Consider the following 23,559-nt stretch of genomic DNA (forward strand, 5'->3'; position numbering starts at 1 on the left):
AACACCAGCGGCCCGATCACCATCTTGATCAGCCGCAGGAACACGTCGGACACGAGGGAGATGTAGCCGGCAATTTCAGTCGAGACCTTCTTGTCGGGAAATTGCGTATAGATCATGTAGCCAACTGCGATGCCGATCAGCATTGCAATCAAGATGTGAATGGCTGAGGCGTTTCCTTTCTTTCTCACTTTGAATCTCCATGTTTTGCATCGAAGAACTGATGCCGGGAGCGACGAAATACGACGTGGTCGCTTCCGGCAGCATCAGCGTCGTGACGCTTTCCGTAAGTCCGGCTGCCGACAGCCTTCTTCGAATGCAGTCAGCGACTGTGCCCAGCATTCGTCGGGCCATCGGAGTTCCGCCTGCAGGGTCAACGGGCGATAGACAGCCGAATAGAGCGTCCCGTAGCCGCGTGACCACGCGTCCTGATACAGGGGTTCGCACAGTAGTGCATCAATCGCCTGTTGGGCAGTGCCGGACATGTGGCAATGCGTTTGCAGGGCGGTCAACCGCTCTCTCGATCGGGTCGCGTGCGCATGTTCGGGCCATTCGACCGCATGCTGAAAGTTGGTGACGGCGACACGACGCGTGATTTCGGTGGGACGATCCGGGTTGACGAAGACGGTGGCCCAATCTGCATGGCGATCCAGTAGCGTGACGCTGTAACTCATATGTACCGGCACGCGCTGCAGGATGGCTGCTGCTTCGGCAGTTGTCCGTGCCGTTTCGAGCACGTACCGCAGCACGAGCGGGATGCCGAAACCGACGCCGGACACGGTACGTCCTCCGAAAGAGAGCGATACGGCGAGTCCGCTTTCGTTGATGCCGTCGAGCGCTCCCCACAGGCAATCGACCATTGCCGCGACACGCGGCCCCACCCAGCGCGTGGCAAGCCAGCTTCCTTCGAGTAGCGCGGGCGCAAAATCGTAATTGCGCAGCAGCATCGGTTCTCCGTGGCCGGCTGGATCAATCCATACGCCCTGCGAGCATCCTGCAATGTAGGGCGGAGGACACCACAGCGACAGGAAGCGTGCCTCGACGTCGCCGCCTCCCGCGAGGTCGACGAGGCGCTCCCAGACGGGAACCAGTTCGGGCATGTGCTCGCGTAGTGCGCGCCGACACGTGAGGTAGCTGGGCCGGCCGGCTACGCCACTCCGCAGGAACCATGCGCGATAGCTGGGCCACGCGTGTTCGAACAGCGCGCGCCATTTGTCGCCGGGGATATCCTCGGCGATGGCGCGGAACGACACACTGATGGACATGGCGGTGCCTTACAGGATCTTGAACGAACCGGGCGTGGGCACCGCGTCCGGCGTCGGTGCCATGAGTGGTTTGCCGGCGTAGTAGTTCTTCAGTCCACGCACCCAATCTCGCGCACGAATGTTGAGCCGGAAGTTGTCATCCATCGACCGTCCGCGCGTGATCAGGATGCCAAGGTCCGCGCCCTCATAGCGATAGTCGCCGGGACCGGTGATGCGCAGGAAGAATGCCTCGCGTTCGCTGTCGATCGCGCGGCGGTGGTAATCGAAACGGTGGTAAGACACGCTGCCGTCGTCGGCCATGCGGTAGATGCCGGTTGCCGGTGCGTGCGTGACCTGGTCGACTTTGTCATCGTTGAACTTCAGAACGACTTGCGACCACGAATCGATGAAGTGTGGCTGCGCCCATCGCTCGTTGATCTCCTTCACGTTCAGATTGAACGGCACGCCGGAGAATTCGAGCAGGTGGAACAGGAACAGCGGTGCGTCAGCGTATGCGAACGCCGCGTGGTTCGTCATCGGGCTTGCACCGCAGATACGTGGATTGAGTTCGCCGAGATACACTTCGCCGGAATCGACGTCGATCAGGAAATCGAGGTCGAAGTAGCCGCGGTAGCCCTCGTTCAAGAGCTGGTTGCCGAACTTCTCCGCCATCTCGCGGGCCTTCGCACGAACTTCTTCGGTGAATGCCCCCGGGAACACTTCGTTGCCGCACCAGCCGCCCTTGTATGGCGTCAGCTCACGAGCGCCGACCACTTCGGTCAGGAGCGGGCCGACGAGCGTGCCGGACTGCGTCGCGCACGCTTCGAGCGTCGCACCGCGACAGTTGATTCGCTTCATGATCTTGACTTCGGGATCGCTGACGATTTCATCCTTGTGCTTGTTGAAATCATCTTCCGACGCGATGAAGAATGTCGTGTGGCCCGAGTCTCCGAATGCGGACTGCACGACGAGGTCCTTGCCCAGACCGTTGCGATCGGCAATTTGCAGCAGGTGTGCGTAGCTGTCGACTTTCTCGAGCGCGTTCGGCACCGAATGCACGCCTGCCTTGTTCCCGATGCGCACGGTCTCCATCTTGTTGTCACAGCGGGTCCGCAGTGCGGCCGGGGGGAACCAGACATCCAGGCCGATCTCTTCCGCAAGCGCCTCCGTCTTCTCGTCGAACATCAGGAATGTCGCGACCGGTCGGCCACCGCGACGCTCGATCAGATCGATCACCTCCTTGTGCGCCAGCAGATGGTTGTTGATGTCCTCGATCGACTGGAATTCGTCGTGCGGCGATTCGGACGGCACAAAGACGTTCGGATGGCGTCCGTCGAAGCAGTCGATGTAGTTGATGTACATGAATCGATTCACCCATCTGTCCACGCCGAGCAGATTGAAGTTCGTTGCGCTGATGAAGTAGATGGGACGCTCGTTGCGGTGGAACATCAGCAGGAGATCCGCGATGCTGTTGACAGATTTGCTCACTTGTCGCTCCTTGTATCGATTCTTGTTCGATTTCGTTTTGCTGCGTCTTGGTTCAGTTCGGTAGCACCGGGCTTTACGCCTTGGCGCAGGCGTATGCTTGTTGCGATGGCGTGGACGTGACTTGACGAGCGGCCGCAACGCGTGCGGCTGTACTCTGTGCCGCGCATTCGAGCGCCGTCTCGGTGAAGATTCGGAAGCCCAGTTCGGCGCGGAAGCCGTGGATCTCGCGCACGTCAAGCGCGGCCATGAACTGAAGGATTTCGGGGCTGATGACCTGTCCCGGTACGAGGATCGGGAAACCGGGCGGGTAAGGGATCACGAACAGCGCGGACACGAGCTCGCGGCCGGAAGCAATCGCGCGAGCGGCTTCGTTCATGTCGATGTATTCGCAATTTGCATCGTCATATGAAAGGAAGAACGCGCTGCGAATATCACCGTCTCGGGTTTCGGTGCGATCGTCGACACTGCGGCCGCGAAACGCGAAATGGAAACGCGAGAAATCCGGCAGCGGCGGTTGCTCCTGTGTCAGCGAACGAACCCGTTTATCGTGAATCCTCCGCTCGACCGCGCTCATGTCGACCACGCGCGCGTCGACATCGCGTGCAATCTTCACCAGGACCTCGATGAGGTAGGCGATTGCCGAGCGGGTCGTACCGATATTCGTCATGAAAAGAACCGTGTTGCGAGACGTCTTGTTGATCTGGATACCGTATTTATCCATCAACTCCGTGTTTTTGAACGTGTCGCCATCCATGCCCGTCGAACCGATGACGAGTGTCGCGCGCGTCGGATCCAGCACGAACTCGTCGGTACGCCACGCGGCTTCGAGATTGCTCCATCCGGTCTCGTCGTTGAAGTAGCTGCTGACAGCCGACTCTCGATAGGCAGGCGGTACGATGTCCCCGACGCGCAGGAAGCGGAAGTAGCGACTGAGAAACGGGTGTTGCTTGACCTGCTCGCGAAGACTCATTGCGAGTTCGAGCTGGCGCTGGATCAATTCGTAACCCTCGAGTTCGACCTGACGGCGTCCGACGTCGAGTGAGGCGAGGATTTGATAGTTGGGAGACGTCGACGTATGCGTCATGTACGCTTCATGGAACGATTCTTCGGCCTTGTCCTTGAAATCCTGGTCCCACACGTGAATCATCGAGCCCTGGCGCAGCGCGGTGAGCGTCTTGTGTGTCGAGTGCGTCGCGTACACGCGCACCCGCGCGCGCGACGGATCGGGAAGCAGGCGTGCGTCCAGAAGCTGTGCATCGTCGTTCCAGTCGAGCGTGGCGGCGAACTCCGCGTGGCGTTTCGCGTAGGCCGGGTCCTTGAACGTATCGGCGAGCTTGGTCGCGTTCGCCATCGCAGTACGCTGCCGATAGATCGGGTGACAGCGCGCGAAGGCAAACCACGCCTCATCCCACAGGAAGACGAGATCGGGCTTGATCGCCAGGCACTCCATCATCACGCGCTCGACGTCGTAGACGATGCCGTCGAACGTACAATTGGTCAGTAGTACCATCTTCACGCGATCGAGTCTTCCAGCGCGGCGAAAATCGAGCAGCGTCTCTTTGATGTGACGGATGGGTACGGCGCCATACATCGAGTACTCGTCCAGCGGATAGGAGTCGAGGTATGCCACCTGTGCGCCTGCGAGCACCAACCCGTAATGATGGGACTTGTGGCAATTTCGATCGACGAGCACGATGTCGTCGGGCCTGACAAGTGCCTGAACGACGATCTTGTTGCAGGTCGACGTTCCATTCGTCGCGAAATAGGTGCGACGCGCGCCGAATGCACGCGCGGCATACTCTTGCGCGAGCTTCAGCGGTCCGCTCGGATCGAGCAGCGAATCCAGCCCGCCCGACGTCGCGGAGGTCTCGGCCATGAAGAGATTCATGCCGTAGAACTGCGCCATATCGCCGATCCAGTTGCTGTTCATGATCGACTTGCCGCGTGCGAGCGGCAGTGCATGGAATACCCCGGTCGGTTGCTTTGCATAGTCGCGCAGGGCATTGAAGAACGGCGTCCGGTGACGCTCGGCGACACCTTTCATGATCGAGCCGTATAGCTCGAGGTGGTCTTCCTCGCCAAAGAAGATTCGCTTGAAGACCTCGCCGACGCGCGCGGCGATGTCCTCGACGCTCACGTCCGTCACGAGATACAGGTCAAGTTCCGGGCGGATCTGCGCGATCCGGCGGCCAAGCAATGGGCCGCGCTCGGATTCGGGCATGGACTCGACGCTGTCGTCCACTCCGTCCAGAAAACGGCGCAGCATGCCGTTGTGGTTCGCCGATCGGAACGGAAAGCCGTGCCGAATCACCACTGCCTGGAGATTGAAGTTGACGAGAGTCGCGATCAATGCATCTTCGAAGCTCGGCACGATGACGATATCGAAGATGAAGTCGTCATCTGGGCTGCGCTTGCGCTGAACGCGGCGACGCAGCGCGTCTTCCTCGCTTGGCGACATTTCATCGACAATCAGCACTTCAAAATAGGGGCGCGCGAGCTGTGCCTGTCGTTCGCTATCGGTTTCGATTTGAGAGGGAAGCTCGTTTTCGCTGTCGAGCGTGTTCGCGTCGTGACGGTAGGTGCGGGCCGCCAGAACGCGATGAATGCGACGCGCCGCCTGATGCGCGCGGCTCATTTCTTCGCGTTCGATCCATTGTCGAAGCTCCCCGAATACTCGTCGGCCGGGGAACGCCCAGTAGCTTTCGATCGGTGTGAGCAGATCGACGGTGCGCCACACGCTGGCCAGCCGCAGTACAAACTCAGGATCGTCGGTTGACAGGATTGCCAGGCGACTAAGATCGTCTACCAGATTGATCCAGCCGTCCATGCGTCGCTCCCAGACGCTGCGATGGTTGCTCAATTGTGTAACGAACGGCGGCAACGGTTGCTCCGATCTCATATCTGCTATCTCCTTGATTCGATTTTTGTTCCCGGCCATATGGTTCGGAATCCGTCCGGCGGTGCTGGCAAAACGTCCGTCTTTCAATCCGGCTTTGTAAGTGGTCCTAATGTATTAAGATATGAAAAATCAGGATTGTCTCTTTCGTAGACGGGGAATTCGCAGCTTCTGTCCCTGAAGCTTTTCAGAGGCTGGCCGAGATTTCGCAACCCGTGCTCTCGCTCGCGACGTACGCGTTCGAAGTCGACTGCGATCGGGATGATCTCGCTTCCGCTGCCGGCCTGATGCAATACGTAGCCGGATGGATCGCAGACGATCGAGCGGCCGACACCACCGTCTTCGATGCCGTTGATGTCGAAGAAGTAAAGCTGGTTCTGAGCGGCTGATGCTCGGGCGATCGAGAGTTCGACGTCGCGGTCGATCGTGTCCGTCATCGTCGGATGCAGGATCACTTCCGCTCCCATCGCGGCGAGCGTGCGCGTGGTTTCCGGAAACCACATGTCGTAGCAGATCGACACACCGATCCGTCCCATGCCTGGCACGTCGAACACGCAGAACTCGGTGCCGCTCTCGACGTCGCGCTCGTACGGGCGGAACGGAAACAGTTTTCGATAGCGCGCGATGACATCTCCACGCGGATCGATTACCGGTGTGGTGTTGTAGATGAGCGTGCCATTGGGTCCGTCGACCTGCTCGAACAGGGAACCCGGAATCAGCCAGAGCCCCGTTTCATGAGCAAGTTCTGCCAGACGCGCCTCGGTGGCACCGGGCAGCGATTCGGCGTTGCGATGCAGCGGACCCAGCGGCGCGAGTTCGGAGAACAACACCATGTGTACCCACGGAAACCGGACTCGAATGTGGCGCAGGTAATTGCCGATGACTTCGACGTTGCTCTCGAACGCGGATACCCGCATCTGAACGCCGGCGATGCCGAAAATATTGTGCATGGTCTTTCTCAACATTCGATAGAGTTCGGGCAAACGCAATCTACCGTCACGACTGCCTCACGATCGGGCTCGATGGCGGGGCCGTGCGAGGCACGTGGCTCATCGAGGCAGATCCTTGCCGGACCATACGCAGTGTTGTTGAAACGGGAATGCGAGTGGTGTCGGCGCGACGGAATGGTCTCGGCGAGACGCGGGACATCAAGGGGATGCGACGCGATAGCAGAGGGCGAAGCGTGAGCTGTAGTGAGTGGAAGCATGATTGATACGTTCGTCATGACAGTCTGCTGAACGAAAATGATCGGGATGATCGGTGGCATGCATTCTAGAACCAACATGCCTGAGCGAATGGGTCCAACAAATTCATTGTGGTTGGATCCAAGTCGGAAAAGTGTCACCGTGCAATGACTGCCCCGAGGGGGCGGGGCGAATCGATGCGCGGAGCGGTGCGGCAGGTCCGGAGATCGCGACCGAGGCGATTGATGCCGCTAAATTTCAGCTGCTTATTCCGCAACTGCCGGCTCTTCTGCCCGATGCAGCCAAGCCTGGCCCGTATCTCGCCCGGGGCATTCTTTTTTCGGGGCACATTATTCGGATAACGCATGGCCTTTGCGTGCCGAATATCGGTCGCATACCGTCCGCAGGTTGAGGATATCGAGCATCGTCGCTTCACTGATATCGTCGCAGGCCCGTCAGGCGGGCCGAAATCGTCAGTTGACCTCGGCAGGGAGAACTTGACGGAATGAAGCGGGCGAATTGATGGCAGGTTGCAACATGAATGGGTACGTGCGTGATCACCACGAGTCGGATTTGAGATCAGGGGAAATCAGATGAGAGAATCCCCGTTGATCGAATGGCTGCTCACGTTGGCGCACTGGAGTCGTCGCACGCCGTGCGGGACGCCACTGAACCGTAGGCTGTTCGACGACCTGCGCGAAGCGATTCTTTCAGGCCGCATTGGCCCGGGCGCGCGGTTACCCGCGTCCCGCGACCTTGCACGCGAGTTGCATGTGGCGCGGAATACGGTGATCTACGCATACGATCGTCTGACTGCGGAAGGATATGCACGTGCTTCCGGTGGCAGCGGCACATATGTGAGTGACACGGCACCTGATGCGTCGTTGATCGATCGCATGGCCGGCACGAGTCGGACCACGAACGACTGGATCGCGCGCCAGGGATCACGACTCGCCGCCCGCGCAATGGATCTGCTCGTCAACGCGGGTGCATCGGATTATCAGGTTGGCGCATTCGTCCCGGGTATTCCGGACATCGGCGAGTTTCCGCGCGTCGTATGGCAGCGACTGATCGCGAAGGTCTGGAGAACTGCGGGGCAGGGTCAGTTGGGCTACGGCAGTCGTCATGGCTATCCGCCGCTCAAGCGCGCACTGGCCGAATATCTGACGCTTGCCCGTGGCGTCGCGTGCTCGCCGGAGCAGATCATCGTGACACAGGGTTCGCATCAGGCGATCGATCTGTGCGCGCGCCTGCTTGCCGACCCCGGCGAACTGGTATGGATCGAGGATCCGTGCTATTGGGGAGCGCGCAGCGTGTTTCGCGGCGCGGGGCTCGATCTGGAGGCGATACCGGTCGATGCGCAGGGAATCCAGTTGCCGAGTGCATTTGGCCGGAGCCCGAGATTGATCTTCGTCACACCGTCGCATCAATATCCGAGCGGCGTGGTGATGAGCCTCGCGCGGCGCAGGTTGCTGACGGAAATGGCGCGCGCGCAAGGCGCGTGGATCATCGAGGATGACTACGACAGCGAATTCCGGTATTACGGTGCACCCCTGCCGTCACTGCAGGGGCTTGATCCACATCGGAACACGATCTACATCGGCAGCTTCTCGAAGGTGCTTTACCCGGGGTTGCGACTTGCGTTCCTGATCGTGCCGCCCGATCTCGTCGACGCGTTTGCCGTTGCCCAATCGGAGGTCTATCGCGGTGGGCAACTGACAATCCAGGCGGCCTTGGCGGAGTTTATCGACAACGGGCATTACTCGGCCCATGTGCGGCGGATGCGCAAGATATACGCAGCGCGCAACACGCTGCTGACGACGTCGCTCCGGCGGCATCTTGGCGATCGTATCGACGTTGCAGGAACGGATACCGGGCTGCATCTCACGGTGGCGCTGCATGGCGCGAATGACCACCTGGTCTCGCAAGGGGCGTTGGCTCAAGGGATCGTCGCACGGCCGTTGAGCTCGTATTTTGCCGTGCCGTCGAATGCGCGAAACGGTCTGGTGCTGGGTTACGGAGGGGTGTCCGACGATGCGATCGAGGGGGCGGTACAGAAGCTTGCGATTGCGATCGACGTAGCCGAGACCAAGGGGCGATGCTCGCGGGAGACAATACCGACTTGACCGGGGCGCGATCGAGGTGGCGCATGATTTCGTCACGCGCCGTTGCGTGACGACATTATCAAGCGTAGTCGATCGACGGACATGTCACGTCGAGGATGCGCGGCGCGTGCCGCGATCGCTTCGTCCAGGCGGACGAAGCGCCGTTGCCGTGCAGTGATTACCGGAACATTCTCAACCAGTCGAACAGGCCGGGATGCGGACGCCGCCTCGGCGTCGGCGCCGGTGCGCTGCGCGGCCGGAAGTCGGGCGAGAACTGGGCACGCGGGTCGATCGCTTGCGCACGCAGCGCCGCATCGTAGAACGAGCCGACGATCGGCAATGCGCTATGCGCGCCCGCACCCCAATAGTCGCTGCGCAGTGTCACGCTGCCGTCGTCGAAGCCGACCCACGCGCCCGCCACCAGTTGTGGATGCATCAGGATGAACCATCCGTCCGTGTTGTCCTGCGTCGTGCCGGTCTTGCCCGCGACGTCGATGCGAATCCCGTAGCGCGAGCGGATGTCGGCACCGGTGCCGTAATCGACGACGCCGCGCATCACGTCGACCAGCGTTTGTGCCGCCGCTACCGGCAGCGCGCGTTCGGGCGGCGTGCTGCCGAATGCGGCGAGCACCTTGCCGTCGCGATCCTCGATGCGCGTGATCATCTGCGGCGCGACGTACACGCCGCGGTTCGCGATCGTCCCGTACGCGGACACCATCTCCTTCAGCGTGACGGGGCTCGTTCCGAGCGCGAGCGACGGCACCGCGTCGAGCGGGCTCTCGCGCACGCCCATCGCACGCGCGAGCTGCGCGACCCGGCCCGCGCCTTCACGCTGCATCACCTGCGCGGTGATGCGGTTGCGCGACAGCGCGAGCGCGTCGCGCAGCGTCATCGGTGCGTCGGTCGGCGGCTCCTCATCGGTCGGACGCCATACCGCGTGTGCACCGATCGGGATCGCGACGGGGCGATCGACGAACGTATCGTCCGGTCGCATCCCGTCCGCGAACGCGGCGCCATAGACGAACGGCTTGAACGTCGAGCCCGGTTGACGCCGCGCCTGCATGACGTGATCGAACGGCTCGCTGCCGAAGTCGGGGCTGCCGACCCATGCGCGGATCGCGCCGTTGCGCGGATCGATCGCGACGAAGCCGGCCTGGACCTGCGTCTTGCGATCGCACAGCGCATGGATGAACGCGCGATTCGCACCAAGCTGCTTCAGCGCCGCCGCATCGTTGAGCCCGGCGTCGCGCGCGTCGCGATAGTCGGGCGTCTGCCGGATGAAACCGCGGAACAGGTCGTTGCGCAGCCCGCAGCCGGACGCGTTGTGCCACGCGCTGTCGGCGATCGCCTGCAGGCGATCGGTTTGCTGCGTGAGCGCTTGCGTCGCGATGTCCTGCAACTGCGCATCGAGTGTCGTGCGCACGACGAGGCCGTCGGAGTAGAGATCGTAGTTGTTGCGGTCGGCCCATGCGATCAGCCACTTGCGCAACTGCACGGCGAAGTGCGGGGCAGGGCCCGGCTGCGCGGTCTGCGGCTCGAAGTCGACGCGCAGCGGCCGGCGCTGCAGTTTCGCGAGCTGCTGCGGCGACAGCATCCCCATTGCCTGCATCCGCGCGAGCACGATGTTGCGGCGCTGGACCGCACGTTCCGGATTCAGCACCGGGTTGTAGTAGCTGTTGCCCTTCAGCATCCCGACGAGCGTCGCGCTTTCGACGATGTCGAGCTGGTTCGCCGATTTGCCGAAATAGGTGCGCGCGGCCATTTCGACGCCGTACGCGTTGTACAGGAACGGCACGGTGTTCAGGTAGGTTTCGAGGATCTCGTTCTTGCTGTACACCGTCTCGATCTTGAACGCGGTGATCAGCTCCTTCACCTTGCGCGTGAGCGTCGGCGCGCGGCCGACTTCGTCCGGATACAGGTTGCGCGCGAGCTGCTGCGTGATCGTCGAACCACCCTGGCGGCTGCCCGAGAACGTATGCAGCCCCGCCGCGAGCGTGCGGCGCAAGTCGATGCCGTGATGCGAGTAAAAGCGGTGGTCCTCGGTCGCGATCAGCGCGTCGACCATGTGCGGCGAGATCTGCTTGAGCGGCACCCATTCGCGGTTGACGGGCCGGAATTCGGCGATCAGCTGGCCGTCGGCCGACAGCACGCGCGCGGGACGGTCGATGCGCGCCTTGCGGATGTCGCCGATGCTCGGCGTGAACGGCACGAACGCGAGCAGGACCAGCAGGCCGAGCACCGGTATCGCGGCGAGTGTCAGTGCGACGCCACGGCGAGTGGGATGGCGCAGGCGATGCCATGCGCCGGCGCCCAGCGCGCGGGCACCGTCACGGCAGCGAAGCCACAGGTTGCGAAGAAACGGCACGAAGCGATTCACGGCGGCAGGAGCGCGATCGGAAAAGGCGCGATCCTAGCAAACCGGGCAGCGTTGCCTGTGGTCAAAATGCCGGTTTTCCTGCAGGAGTTACAGAAGATTACGTTTGTTGCCCGCGGACAACTTTTGCCCGCGTACGCGGGTGCGATTCGTCCGATGAATCGGCGCCGGCCGCGTCGCCGACCACATCGGCGAGCCGCTGCGCGGCCGCTTCCATCCGCGCGCGATCGAACCCGCCGAAGCCGAGCACGAGGCCCGGCCGCCCGGTGCCCGGCGCGAACATCGGTGACACCGCGCGCACCGCGACGCCCGCCTGCGCGGCGCGCGCCGCCACGTCGAGATCGTCGATCCCTTCCGCGAGCCACAGCACGACGTGCATCCCCTGATCGCCCGGCTGCACCCATGCGCGCTCGCGCGGCAGCCGCGCGCCGAGCGTGTCGATCAGCAGCGCGCGCTGTTCCGCGTAGACGCCGCGCACGCGGCGAATGTGGCGGTCGAGATGGCCTTCCGCGATGAAGGCGGCGAGCACGTGCTGATCGGCGGTCGGCGCGTGGCGGTCCATCAGCACGCGCGCGCCGCAGAACGCCGGTACGAGGTCGTCGGGCGCGATCACGTAGCCGAGCCGCAGCGACGGAAACAGGATCTTGCTGAACGTGCCGAGATAGACGACGCGTTCCGGATCGAGGCCTTGCAGCGACGGAAACGGATAGCCCTCGTAGCGCAGCTCGCTGTCGTAATCGTCCTCGACCACCCATGCGCGATGCGTGCGTGCCCAGCCGAGCAGCGCGTTGCGCCGCGCCATGCTCATCGGCATTCCGAGCGGGTACTGGTGCGACGGCGTGACGAATGCGGCGCGGGCGTTCGCTGCGATGCGGATGCCTGCCTCGACGTCGATACCGTCCGCGTCGACCGGCACGCGGACCATGGCGTTGCGCCGCCCGGTGCTTTCGAGCAGCGCGGTGATGCCGCGATAGGCGGGATTCTCGACCCACGCGCGATCGTCCGCGCCGAGCAGCACCTGGCTCGCGAGGTGAAGCCCCTGCTGCGTGCCGCTCGTGATCACGACCTGATCGGCGCCGCAGCGCACCGAGCGTGAGCGGCGCACGTAGTCGGCGATCGCTTCGCGCAGCGGCAACGCGCCTTGCGGATCCGCATAACCGGACGGTGCGCCGGCGCCGCGTGCGCGCAGGCGGTTGCCGAGGCGGCGCCAGATGTCGTCGGGCGCGGTCAGCCCGACCGGCACCGAGATCGCGAACGGCACGGCCGGCAGCGGACGGAATTCGCGGGCGATCCGCGCGAACGTCGCGGCCGGTTCGGGCAGGCCGGCGTGCGCGGCGCGCTGGCGGGCGGCCGGTGCTTCGCCGGCCGGCGGCGGCTCGGCCAGCGCGTTCGCGACGCGCGTGCCGGCGCCGCCGCGCGATTCCAGGAAGCCTTCGGCGACGAGCTGCGCATACGCGTCGACGACGGTGCCGCGCGCGACCCGCAGCGATGCCGCGAGCAGCCGCGTGGACGGCAGCGTGTCGCCAGGCCGCACGTCGCCGCGGCGCACCGCGTCCCGCAACGCCTGCGCGAGCTGGCGGCTGAGGTCGCCGGCTGCGCGGTCGAGCGCGCCGAGCGACGGAATTTCGACGATCCGGGCGGTTCGGGCCATGATTCTGGTCTGCTGAGATTATTCGAAACCGGCTCTACAGAATAAACCAGTTAGCGATCACAATCCGGGCATGACGAGCCCGTTTCAGGCCCGTTCCCTCCTGAACCCTGTCCGACCGTGGAGCCGCCATGTATGTCCCCGCCGATTTCGCCGAATCCCGCCCCGACGCACTGCGCGAACTGATCGTCCAGCATCCGTTCGGCAGCCTGATCACGCACGGGAAGAGCGGGCTCGACGCGAACCACATTCCGTTCGAACTGCTGCCGGGCGACGGCGGCCTTGGCGAGCTGCACGCGCACGTCGCGCGGGCGAATCCGGTTTGGCAGGAGGTCGCCGATGGCGACGAGGTGCTCGTGATCTTCCGCGCCGGCGACGCGTACATCTCGCCAAACTGGTACCCGAGCAAGCACGTCGCTCACCGGCAGGTACCGACGTGGAACTACGTGGTCGTGCATGCGCACGGCCGCATCACGGTGCGCGACGACGAGAAGTTCGTGCGCGGCGTGGTCGCGCGGCTGACGCGCACGCACGAGGCATCGCAGCCGGAGCCGTGGAAGATGGCCGACGCGCCGAAGGACTATCTCGACACGATGCTGCAGTCGATCGTCGGGTTGCAGATCGAGATCACGCGGCTCATCGGCAAGCGCAAGCTCGGACAGAACAAGGCGGTCGACGATATGCGCGGCGCGGGCGACGCGCTGATCGCGGACGGGAATCTGGCGATCGGGGAGGCGATGCTGGCGGAGGCGGAAGCGAAGCGGGGGTGAGCGCCGTTGATTCGCACGGGGCGCATGCCGCGCCCCCGCCGGCGCACGCTACTGCGTACGCGTCGCGTTCTTCGTCCCTTCTCCCGCCTGCGCCAGCGCCCCGCGAATCGCCGCCTCCGTCTTGTCGTACCCGCCCTCGCCATAGCGCGTATAGACGACCTTCCCGTTCGCGTCGATCAGGTACAGCGCGGGCCAGTACTGGTTGCCGTACGCGCGCCACGTGTCATAGCGGTTGTCCTGCGCGACCGGATACTGGATGCCGAAGCGCTTGAGCGCATCGGCGACGTTCTTCGCATCGCGCTCGAACGGATACTCGGGCGTATGCACGCCGACCACGACGAGCCCCTGGTCGCGATACTTCCGGTACCAGTCGTTCACGTACGGAATCGTATGAATGCAGTTGATGCACGAGTACGTCCAGAAATCGACCAGCACGACCTTGCCGCGCAACTGGTCGAGCTTGAGCGGCGCGCTGTTGTGCCAGCGCTCGATGCCGGTGAAGTCGGGCGCCGGCGTGCCGGCCAGCGACGCGGTCATGTCCGCGTCGTCGCGCGTGCCGGCGAACGCGGCGAGCCCGGCCGTGGCGGCGAGGGCGATCACGAGGGCGGCGGTCTTGAGTCTGGGCAGCATGGCGATTCTCCGGTTCGGCCGGCCGCCGCGCGAGTGCGTCGGCCGGACAGGTTTCGACAGCCCTCATTGGGCCGCGCCGACGTATCTGCGATGTGTCCGGCAAGCCGCGCATGTGCAATGTTGTGTGTCGTCACGGCGGCGCGATACATTGGGATACAAACGTGAGGCCGCGGTGCGGTATAAAAGCGGACATCGCCAGCCGGAATCTCACGACAACGACCCCGACTCATGGACAAGATCGACCACGTACTGATCGTCGACGACGATCGCGCGATCCGCGAACTGATCGCGGACTACCTCGAGAAGAACGGCATGCGCGTGTCGCTTGCCGCGAACGGCCGCGAGATGCGCAACGTGCTCGACGACGGCGCGCCCGACCTGATCGTGCTCGACCTGATGCTGCCCGGCGAGGACGGCCTCACGCTGTGCCGCGATCTGCGCGCCGGCAAGTTCCGCACGGTGCCGGTGCTGATGCTGACCGCGCGTGGCGAGGAAACCGACCGCATCATCGGCCTCGAGATGGGGGCCGACGACTATCTCGCGAAGCCGTTCGCGGTGCGCGAGCTGCTCGCGCGGATCCGCTCGGTGCTGCGCCGCGCGCGCATGCTGCCGCCCGGCATGCAGGTGACGGAGACAGCCGCGATGCTCGCGTTCGGCGAATGGCGGCTCGACACGACGGGGCGTCACCTGCTAGACGCCGAAGGCACGCTGGTCGCGCTGAGCGGTGCCGAGTACCGGCTGCTGCGCGTGTTCCTCGACAATCCGCAGCGCGTGCTGACGCGCGACCAGTTGCTCAACCTCACGCAGGGCCGCCAGTCCGATCCGTTCGACCGGTCGATCGACCTGCTCGTGAGCCGGCTGCGCCAGCGGCTGCGCGACGGCGCGCGCGAGCCGCGCTACATCAAGACGCTGCGCAACGAGGGCTACGTGTTCTCGTCGGCCGTGACTGCCGTCGAAGGTGACGCATGAGCGCGCGCGCCCCGTGGCACTGGCCGCGTTCGCTGTTCGCGCGGCTCGCGCTGATCCTGTGCGTGGGCCTCGCGCTCGCGCAGACGCTGTCATTCTGGCTCACGGTGACCGAGCGCGACCAGGCGACCACCAACCTGATGATGGGCTACATCGAGCGCGAGGTCGCGAGCTCGGTCGCGCTGCTCGACCACCTGCCGCCCGACCAGCGCGCCGCGTGGCTGCCGCGTCTCGCACGGCGCAGCTATGCGTTCATCCTCGGCCCCGGCGAGACGGGCACGCCGCCCGAGGCGCGGTTGTCGGCGCGCGTCGAGCGGTCGATCTCGGACGGCATCGGCGGCGACTACCCGCTGACGGCGAACGCGATCCCCGGCGATCGCGAGCATCTGCAGGTGCATCTGCGCCTGACCGACGGCTCGCCGCTGACGATCGACATCCACCCGATGTCGACGGTGCCGCTGTCGGGCTGGCTGCCGGTCGTCCTCGCGCTGCAGCTCGCGGTGCTGGCCGCATGCTGCTGGCTCGCGGTGCGGCTCGCGACGCGGCCGCTGAACCAGCTCGCGCAAGCGGCCGACGCGCTCGGCCCCGACCTGAAGGGCGAACGCCTGAGCGAGGACGGGCCGTCCGAAGTCGCGCGCGCCGCGCGCGCGTTCAACGCGATGCAGGACCGCATCGCGCAGTACATGGCCGAACGCATGCAGATCCTCGCGTCGATTTCGCACGACCTGCAGACGCCGATCACGCGGATGCGGCTGCGCGTCGACACGATGGACGACGACGTGCAGGGCGCGAAGCTGCGCCAGGACCTGCTCGAGATGGAGCATCTGGTGAAGGAAGGCGTCGCGTATGCGCGCACGCTGCACGGCACGGAAGAGGCCGCGCGCCGCATCGATCTTGATGCGCTGCTCGACAGCATCGTGTGCGACTACACGGATGCGGGGCAGGATGTCGCGCTGCATGGCGGCGGGCCGCTCGCGCTCGTCACGCGGCCGAAGGCGCTGCGCCGGATCGTCGGCAACCTCGTCGACAACGCGCTGAAGTTCGCGGGCGCGGCCGAGATCGACGTGCAGGCGGCACCGGGCGGCGGCGCGATCATTGCGGTGCTCGATCGCGGGCCCGGCATTCCGGACGATCAACTCGACGCGGTGTTCGAACCGTTCCGGCGCGTGGAGACGTCGCGCAATCGCGAGACGGGTGGCACGGGGCTCGGCCTTGCGATCGCGCGGCAGCTTGCGCTCGCGATGGGCGGCACACTCACGTTGCGCAACCGGCCGGATGGTGGCGGACTCGAAGCACGCTTGACGCTGGCGAATGCCGCGTGATGCGTGTCGGGCGGGGGCGCGTCAGCCGGCCAGCGCGTCAGTCGGTCGCGAGGCGCGCGTACATCGCGAAATCGCCCGGCACGCCGCGCACCATCCGGTATGCGCGCAGCAACCCTTCGTACCGGTAGCCGCATTTCTGCAGCACGCGCGCGGAGCCGGCGTTGCTGGTCAGCACGATGCCCTGGATGCGCATGAAGCCGCCGTCGGCGAACGCCCACGCGGTGACGCTCGCGCACAGCGCGCTTGCGATGCCGCGCCCCCAGTGCGACGGCGCGAGGTCGTATGCGATCTCGGCCGAGCGGTTCGCGGTGGACACCGTATGCAGCCCGATCGTCCCGGCGAGCGCGCCCGATGCATCGTCGACGATCGCGAGACGGCGGATCGAATCCGCTTGGATCGACTCGATGCCGTCGAACAGCGGCAGCAGATCGTCGCGCGAATGCAGGTTCCAGCTCGTGTGGCGGACGACGTCGGCGTTCGACAGGTACGCGTACCACGCGTCGAGGTCCGTGCGGTCGAGCTGCCGGAGCGACAGGCCGGGGAAGCCGGAGCGGGGCGGCGCGTCGATTCTCATCGTGCACGCGTTGCGAACGATGCGGCGCGCATGCCGATGCCGTTACGCGGCATGACGCCGGTACAGCGCGAGCGAACCGGCCAGCGCGAGCAGCATCGCGCCGCACGTGCGTTCGAGCCACAGCGCGCCCGAGCGCTTCAGCAGCCGCACCGCGCGTGCACCGAGCAGCGCGTAGCCGAACATCACCGCGCCGTCGAGCAGCGCGAACGTGATTGCAAGCGCGACGTACTGCGGCACGAGCGGCGCGGACGGATCGAGGAACTGCGGCAGGAACGCGGAGAAGAACAGATAGCCCTTCGGATTCGTCACCGCGGTCAGGAAGCTCTTCGCGAAGATCGACGCGTTGGGTTCGGGCGCCGCGCCGCCGTGCGCGGCGGTGACGTCGAGCGAGCCCTTCGACGTGAGCAGCCGGATGCCGACGTACGCGAGATAGGCGGCGCCGAGCCATTTCACCACCGAGAACCAGAACGCCGACGCCATCAGCAGCGCGCCGAGGCCGAGCGCGACCGCGACGATCAGCACGAAGTCGGACAGCATCGCGCCGGCGAAGCCGTAGGCCGCGCGGCGCACGCCGTAGCGCGAGCCGTTGGTCAGCGCGAGCAGCACGGTCGGGCCGGGCGTCGCGATTCCGACGAACGCGACGGCGGCGAAGATCAGCAGGGTCGTTTCATGCATGACGGAGGCTCCCGGTAGCAGGTGCGCGCCCGATTATCGGGTGCGCGGCCCCGCGCTGTACAGGGACGTTCGCCGCCAGATCGATTATCTCGATATTGGCAAGAAGCTGTTTTCATTATTGCGCTATCGATCGGAACCGGTTCCAACTACCATGGCGGGCCGCAGCGGGCTGGCCCGCCGCGACGTCGCGTGCGTGTCGCATGCGCGCGTTCCCGTGTGCGGACGCCGCCGGCCTCGCATGCCGGCAGATCTCGCCGACCGCACGCGTTACTCGCATAGAACAACGGGTTCACCGCCCGGAGACGCTAAAAATCATGAACAAGCAACTGATCGCAGCACCGCTGCTGCTCTCGCTCGCGGGCATCGCCTGCGCGCAAAGCTCCGTCACGCTGTACGGCATCGTCGATGCGGGCGTGACCTATCGCAGCAACGAACGGGTCGGCTCGCCGGGCGCCTACACCGGACATTCGGACGTCGGCCTGACCACCGGCAACCTGTCCGGCAGCCGCTGGGGCATCAAGGGTTCCGAGGATCTCGGCGGCGGGATGCGCGCGCTGTTCGTGCTCGAGAACGGCTTCGACATCACCAACGGCACGTCGGGCCAGGGCGGCCGCCAGTTCGGCCGCCAGGCGTTCGTCGGCGTCGGCAGCGACCGCTACGGCACGGTCACGCTCGGCCGTCAGTACACGTCGCTCGACGATTTCGTGAGCCCGGTCGGCCCGTCTTCGTTCATCGGCGGCTTCGGCGCGCACCCGGGCGACATCGACGACCTCGACCAGACCGCGCGCGTCGACAGCTCGATCAAGTACACGAGCGCGAATTACGCGGGCTTTACGCTCGGCGCGCTGTACGGCTTCGGCAGCCAGCCGGGCAGCATGAAGCAGCGCAACACGTGGAGCATCGGCGCGGCGTACGCGGCGGGGCCGCTGCGCGTGGGCGTGGGCTACGAGCGCTCGGACAACAGCAAGACGGGCGCGGCCGACCCGAGCGCCGGCAAGTGGCAGAGCACCGACGACGGCCTGTTCAACTCGTCGATCAACGAGGGCTATGCGAGCGCGCAGTCGCAGCAGATCATCGCGACCGGCGCGACGTACGACTTCGGCCCGGCCGTCGTCGGCGTGAACTACAGCAACGTGCAGTACCGCAGCGGCGCGCAGTCGCTGTTCAACGGTCATGCGACCTTCAACGTCGCGGGCGTGTTCACGCGCTGGAACGTGCAGCCGCAGACGCAACTGTTCGCCGGATACAGCTACACGCGCGGCAGCGACGTCGACGGCATCGACAACCGCGCGCAGTATCACAACGTCACGCTCGGCGCGGTCTACGACCTGTCGAAGCGCACCAGCGTGTACCTGCTCGGCGCGTACCAGCATGCGTCCGGCACGACGCTCGATGCGCTCGGCCGGCCGGTGGCCGCGACCGCGTCGGTGTCGGACAAGGCGAACGGTCACTCGTCCGACTCGCGGTCGCAGGCGATCGTCAGCCTCGGGCTGCGCCAGAAGTTCTGACGTTACGCGCGCGACCGGCGGCCGCGCGATGCGGCCGCGGATCGCCGGCCGCCCGGCCGGCGTGCGGCCTTCTCCATTCGCCACGGGCCGCATCACCCTTCGCCGCACGCGCGGCACATCTTCGTTTCTATCCCCGGCCTTCATCGGCAACGGCGTTCCGCCGCGCATCGCGTTACTTCACCTGTTCACGATTTTCCCGGCAATGCGGCATGCAGCCTGCGCGCTCGATCGCGCAATGCAGCATGCGCCCGATAATATTTTTTCTCTTTCATTTAAATTTCGATTTGTAATCATCGAGTCGATTTGCCGGCAATGAAAATTCAATGCGCGTGAATCAGAAAAAATGACGTGTCTGCATTGGGAATTCGGAACAAAGTGCCGGTAATGACTAATCGCAACAGCGCTGTCAGGCGAGGAGCTACGGCGCTGGTCCCGGAGTGTTTCCATCGTTGGCCGCCCCGCGTTGCGCGGCAAGAAAATGTAGTGAGTAATTCGCAGTGGAAATGAACAGGTTTTTGAAGAAATCACCAATATTTCATGCGTGGCGAATTAGAGTGTCGAGAAACGATCGCCCGGGAGCACCATTCATGTTATCGAAACAAATTCGCGCGGCATTGCTGGTGTTGTGCATGGCAGTGCTGGCGCCGGTCAGTCACGCACAGGCGCAATACACGACAGACTGGCTCGCGAACACGTTCGGTACGCTGGCCACGCACGTCGGCAACGGCGCGCGCTCGCTGTGGGTCGCGCCCGAGGGCGTGATCTACACGTCGTCGCGCTGGGACGAGAATGCGGGCGGCGTCGCGATCTACCAGAACGGGCAGACGCTCGGCACCATCGGCATCCATGACGAATTCCAGGGCGGCGCGATCACCGGCAACGCGAACTCGCTGTTCGTCGCGCTCGGCTATAACCGCACGTTCGGCAGCGGCTCGGTCGGCCGCTACAACCGCGGCACGAACCAGCGCGACCTGCGCATTCCGGTCAGCACGTGGACGGGCATCCAGTACGCGGACGTGATCACGGGCCTCGCGACGACCGGCAACCTGCTGTACGTGAGCGACTTCTACGGCAACCGCGTGCGCGTCTACACGACGGACGGCGTGTGGCAGCGCGACATCGGCGTGTCGGGCCCCGGCGCACTGGCGCTCGACGCGGGCGGCAACCTGTGGGTCGCGCGCAAGAGCGCGGGCATCGTCGCGCAGTTCAGCCCGACCGGCACGGCGATGAGCACGATCGCGATGGCGGCCGGCGCGCGGCCGGCGTCGCTGTATTTCGATGCGCCGAGCGGGCAGTTGCTGGTGGGCGACGAAGGCCCCGACATGAACATCAAGATCTACACGCTCGCCGGCCAGCCCGCGCAGGTCGGCACGTTCGGCGTGCAGGGCGGCTATCTCGACACGACGTCGGGCATCAAGGGGCAGGTCGGCGACAAGCGCTTCACGCGCGTCGCGGGCATCGGCAAGGACGCGGCCGGCAACCTGTACGTGCTGAACAACGCGTGGGGCGGCGGCTGGGATCTCGGGCGCAACGGCAGCACCGACCTGCATTCGTACAGCCCGACGGGCGTGCTGCAATGGAAGTTGCAGGCGCTGAACTTCGAGGCCGCCGCAGCGCCCGATCCGGCGACCGACGGCGCGTTCTTCTACAGCGGCAACAACGTGTACACCGGCGGCGCGGGCGGCGCCTTCGTCGCGAACACGATCGATCCGTTCACCTATCCGAAGGACCCGCGCCTCGACATGAAGGACTACCAGCGCGGCCAGCATTTCGGCCAGCTCGCGCTGGTAAAGGGCACCCGGATGCTCGTCGCGACCGGGCAGAACCCGGGCAACTACAACATCTATCACTTCAACAGCGCGAGCGGCTATATCGCGATCCCGGACGGCTCGATCCCCGGCAAGCCGTTCAACACGACCCTGCAGGTGACGGCCGGTTTCGCGCTCGACGACAACGGCGACGTATGGGCCGGGCTCGATCGCACCAACAACATCTCGCACTATCCGATGACCGGTTTCGACGCCACCGGGAAACCGTCATGGGGCAAGCCGACGCAGATCCCGATTCCGCGCACCGTGCTGCCGCTCACGCGGATCATCTACCAGGCCGACAGTGACACGATGATTCTCGCGCAGGGCATCTCGGGCAGCTGGGACTGGACCGCGATGAACGGGCACATCGAGGTCTATCGCGGCTGGAAGGCCGGCAACACGAGCACGCCGAACGTGGCGATCAACCTGACGAGCGCGAACCCGAAATCGATGGCGGCGGCCGGCCACTACCTGTTCGTCGGCTACGTGCACACCGTGCCGAACGTCGACGTGTTCGACCTGAACACCGGCAGCCTCGTCACCACGCTGACGAACTCGAACACGTCGGCGATGGACGTCGGCAACGACGTCGACTCGATGTACGGCATCCGGGCTTACCTGCGCTCGACTGGCGAGTACGTGATCACGAAGGACAACTACAACGGGTCGAGCCTCGTCGTGTATCGCTGGCATCCGTGACCACCCAGGCCGCGCCGCTCGGGCATCATGGCGCGCCGAGCACGCGGCCGTTCACCTCGCGTCCGTACATCGAGTCGGGCGTGTCGTGGAATTTCGCGCGCGTGTCCTGCACCGAGCCGGTGAAACGCGGATCCTGTGGACGCTCGTGGCTGTCCATGAAGGTCGCGACGTCCCACGCTTCCTGATCGGTCAGCGTGCCGCCGAGCCCGAGCGGCATGTTGGCCTTCACGAAGCCCGCCGCGTTGCGAATGTCGCCCATCCCCGCACCCCAGTTGAACGAGCGCGCGCCCCACAGCGCCGGAAACACCGGCTTGCCGCCGCTGGATTGCCCCTGGCCGTCCGCGCCGTGACACAGCGCGCAATGCTGCGTATAGACGGCGGCGCCGCGTGCATAGTCGGCCTTCTGCGCGGGCGGCGGCAGCTTCGGGAAACCCTGCCCGGGCAGCTTCGTGCCGACCGGCGCGCCCTTCGCGAGCCAGTACGAATAGGTTTCGAGGGCAACGAGGATCGGGTCGCCGGCCGGCGGCGCCTTGCCGTTCATGCTGTATCTGAAGCACCCCTGCAGGCGTTCGGCGAACGTGTTCACGTGGCCGTTCTTGCTGCGGTAGGCCGGGTACAGCAGGTACGCGGCCCACATCGGGCTCGAATCGGGCCGGCGGCCCGCGTCGAGGTGGCAGCTCGCGCAGGTCAGCTTGTTGCCGACGTACTTGCCCGCGAACTCGGGCGTGTGCAGGAAGATCTGCTCGCCGAGTTTCACGGTCTTGCCGAAGTCGTCGGCAGGGATCGCGGCTTCGGGCGGTGGCGTGAACGGCTTCGCCGCCGCGGCGGAACCAGCGGCCGGCGCATCCTGCGGCGCGGCCGCGCCGGCGAGCGCGGGCAGCCAGGCCGCGCCGAGCAGCGCGGCACGCGCGCCGCGGATCAGCTTCGTGCGGTCGATCATTGTTTTTCTCCGTTCGCGGCGCCGCCGCGCGCATAGTAGGCGGCCACCGCGTCGATATCGGCGTCGGACAGCTTGCCGGCGATCATCGGCATCAGTGCCATCGGGCCGGGTGCCCGCATGCCGTGCTTCCAGCCGTTCAGCTGGCCTGCAATATACGCGGCCGGCTGGCCGGTGAGCGGCGGAAATGCGGTGCCGACGCCGAGGCCGCCCGCGCCGTGACATTGCGCGCACGCGGGCAGGCCTTGCGACCAGCGTCCGCGCGACGCGAGCCATGCGCCGGTGTTCGCCGGATCGATCGAGGTGGCGTCGGATGCGGTTATGGCGGGCGATGCCGGCAGGCTCGCGAAATACGCGGACACCGCATCGCGATCGTGCGGCGACAGCAGTTTCGCGAGCGGCTGCATGACCGGGTTCTGGCGGCTGCCGTCCGCGAACGCGGCAAGTTGCGCGGACAGGTAGGCGGCATTCGTGCCGGCGAGACGCGGGAAGCCCGCGGCCGCGTTGCCTTCGCCCTGTGCGCCGTGGCAGCCGATGCATGCGGCCACGCCCGTCGTCGTGCCCTGGGTGGCGATGGTCTTGCCGAGCGCGATATCGTCCGCGCGGGCGTTGCCGGCCAGCAGCGCGGCTGCGGCGAGCAGCAGCGGTGCGAACCGGCGTCGCGGGTTGTCGACCGAATCGTTCACGTGTCCCCTCCTTGTTGTCTGTCTCGTTGCGCGTGCGCCCGCGCG

Annotated in this window: 18 protein-coding genes and 1 pseudogene; 7 read left to right on the forward strand and 12 right to left on the reverse strand. The window is 65.2% G+C overall.

Features of this window, described 5'->3' with window-relative positions; all coding sequences use genetic code 11:
• The 5 genes and pseudogenes from DIE15_RS16400 to DIE15_RS16420 form a co-directional block, all read right to left on the reverse strand.
• Positions 1-143: pseudogene (locus DIE15_RS16400) on the reverse strand (dicarboxylate/amino acid:cation symporter); the annotation flags it as partial.
• Positions 144-263: 120 nt separating this feature from the next.
• Positions 264-1,262 carry a C45 family autoproteolytic acyltransferase/hydolase gene (locus DIE15_RS16405; RefSeq protein WP_082664967.1) on the reverse strand — a complete coding sequence of 333 codons (999 nt, stop codon included), beginning with the start codon at positions 1,260-1,262 and terminating at the stop codon, positions 264-266.
• A 9-nt stretch (positions 1,263-1,271) separates the two neighbouring features.
• Complete coding sequence (locus DIE15_RS16410; protein WP_082664968.1) at positions 1,272-2,867, reverse strand: biotin carboxylase; 1,596 nt, start codon at positions 2,865-2,867, stop codon at positions 1,272-1,274.
• Positions 2,803-5,556, reverse strand: coding sequence for an aminotransferase class I/II-fold pyridoxal phosphate-dependent enzyme (locus tag DIE15_RS16415; protein ID WP_260428270.1), 2,754 nt, complete (start codon positions 5,554-5,556; stop codon positions 2,803-2,805). The genes DIE15_RS16410 and DIE15_RS16415 overlap by 65 nt, the downstream gene beginning before the upstream one ends.
• A gap of 155 nt (positions 5,557-5,711) precedes the next feature.
• Complete coding sequence (locus tag DIE15_RS16420) at positions 5,712-6,575, reverse strand: carbon-nitrogen hydrolase family protein (protein ID WP_057930115.1); 864 nt, start codon at positions 6,573-6,575, stop codon at positions 5,712-5,714.
• Positions 6,576-7,402: 827 nt separating this feature from the next.
• Here DIE15_RS16420 and DIE15_RS16425 point away from each other — a divergent pair.
• Positions 7,403-8,935, forward strand: a complete 1,533-nt coding sequence (locus DIE15_RS16425) for a PLP-dependent aminotransferase family protein (RefSeq protein ID WP_124833812.1) — start codon at positions 7,403-7,405, stop codon at positions 8,933-8,935.
• A 157-nt stretch (positions 8,936-9,092) separates the two neighbouring features.
• Here DIE15_RS16425 and DIE15_RS16430 read toward each other — a convergent pair whose 3' ends face one another.
• Complete coding sequence (locus DIE15_RS16430) at positions 9,093-11,291, reverse strand: penicillin-binding protein 1A (protein WP_124833813.1); 2,199 nt, start codon at positions 11,289-11,291, stop codon at positions 9,093-9,095.
• A 97-nt stretch (positions 11,292-11,388) separates the two neighbouring features.
• Positions 11,389-12,939 carry a PLP-dependent aminotransferase family protein gene (locus DIE15_RS16435; RefSeq protein WP_124833814.1) on the reverse strand — a complete coding sequence of 517 codons (1,551 nt, stop codon included), beginning with the start codon at positions 12,937-12,939 and terminating at the stop codon, positions 11,389-11,391.
• Positions 12,940-13,067: 128 nt separating this feature from the next.
• Between DIE15_RS16435 and DIE15_RS16440 the strand changes: the two genes are divergently transcribed.
• The gene (locus tag DIE15_RS16440; protein ID WP_124833815.1) at positions 13,068-13,706 is read left to right on the forward strand and encodes an FMN-binding negative transcriptional regulator; all 639 of its coding nucleotides are present in this window, start codon (positions 13,068-13,070) and stop codon (positions 13,704-13,706) included.
• 48 nt (positions 13,707-13,754) lie between these two features.
• Here DIE15_RS16440 and DIE15_RS16445 read toward each other — a convergent pair whose 3' ends face one another.
• Complete coding sequence (locus tag DIE15_RS16445; protein WP_124833816.1) at positions 13,755-14,336, reverse strand: thioredoxin family protein; 582 nt, start codon at positions 14,334-14,336, stop codon at positions 13,755-13,757.
• A 228-nt stretch (positions 14,337-14,564) separates the two neighbouring features.
• On the opposite strand from DIE15_RS16445, the gene DIE15_RS16455 reads away from it, so the two are divergent.
• Together DIE15_RS16455 and DIE15_RS16460 are read left to right on the forward strand one after the other, a co-directional pair.
• Positions 14,565-15,305, forward strand: coding sequence for a response regulator (locus tag DIE15_RS16455; protein ID WP_057930120.1), 741 nt, complete (start codon positions 14,565-14,567; stop codon positions 15,303-15,305).
• Entirely contained in the window at positions 15,302-16,624 is a 1,323-nt protein-coding gene (locus DIE15_RS16460; protein WP_124833818.1) for an ATP-binding protein, read from the forward strand. The genes DIE15_RS16455 and DIE15_RS16460 overlap by 4 nt, the downstream gene beginning before the upstream one ends.
• A gap of 37 nt (positions 16,625-16,661) precedes the next feature.
• Here DIE15_RS16460 and DIE15_RS16465 read toward each other — a convergent pair whose 3' ends face one another.
• Together DIE15_RS16465 and DIE15_RS16470 are read right to left on the reverse strand one after the other, a co-directional pair.
• Positions 16,662-17,198 carry a GNAT family N-acetyltransferase gene (locus tag DIE15_RS16465; RefSeq protein ID WP_124833819.1) on the reverse strand — a complete coding sequence of 179 codons (537 nt, stop codon included), beginning with the start codon at positions 17,196-17,198 and terminating at the stop codon, positions 16,662-16,664.
• Between the two features lie 42 nt (positions 17,199-17,240).
• Positions 17,241-17,873, reverse strand: coding sequence for a LysE family translocator (locus DIE15_RS16470; RefSeq protein ID WP_124833820.1), 633 nt, complete (start codon positions 17,871-17,873; stop codon positions 17,241-17,243).
• Between the two features lie 314 nt (positions 17,874-18,187).
• Here DIE15_RS16470 and DIE15_RS16475 point away from each other — a divergent pair, with 314 nt between their 5' ends.
• The 3 genes from DIE15_RS16475 (at position 18,188) to DIE15_RS16485 (ending at position 21,891) form a co-directional block, all read left to right on the forward strand.
• A complete protein-coding gene (locus DIE15_RS16475; RefSeq protein WP_057930123.1) occupies positions 18,188-19,381 on the forward strand; it encodes a porin in 1,194 nt (397 codons plus the stop codon).
• 28 nt (positions 19,382-19,409) lie between these two features.
• Positions 19,410-19,697 (forward strand): hypothetical protein, encoded by a 288-nt coding sequence (locus tag DIE15_RS16480; RefSeq protein ID WP_124833821.1) that lies wholly within the window; start codon positions 19,410-19,412, stop codon positions 19,695-19,697.
• 271 nt (positions 19,698-19,968) lie between these two features.
• Positions 19,969-21,891: an SMP-30/gluconolaconase/LRE-like region family protein gene (locus tag DIE15_RS16485; RefSeq protein WP_124833822.1), complete on the forward strand. Its 1,923-nt coding sequence runs from the start codon at positions 19,969-19,971 to the stop codon at positions 21,889-21,891.
• 25 nt (positions 21,892-21,916) lie between these two features.
• On the opposite strand, the gene DIE15_RS16490 is transcribed toward DIE15_RS16485, so the two are convergent.
• Positions 21,917-22,831: a c-type cytochrome gene (locus tag DIE15_RS16490; protein WP_057930125.1), complete on the reverse strand. Its 915-nt coding sequence runs from the start codon at positions 22,829-22,831 to the stop codon at positions 21,917-21,919.
• Positions 22,828-23,514, reverse strand: coding sequence for a c-type cytochrome (locus tag DIE15_RS16495; protein ID WP_124833823.1), 687 nt, complete (start codon positions 23,512-23,514; stop codon positions 22,828-22,830). Before DIE15_RS16495 ends, DIE15_RS16490 begins: the two co-directional genes overlap by 4 nt.
• Between the last annotated feature and the right edge of the window lie 45 nt (positions 23,515-23,559).

The sequence above is a fragment of the Burkholderia sp. Bp9031 genome (assembly GCF_003857965.1).
Lineage (GTDB): Bacteria > Pseudomonadota > Gammaproteobacteria > Burkholderiales > Burkholderiaceae > Burkholderia > Burkholderia ambifaria_A.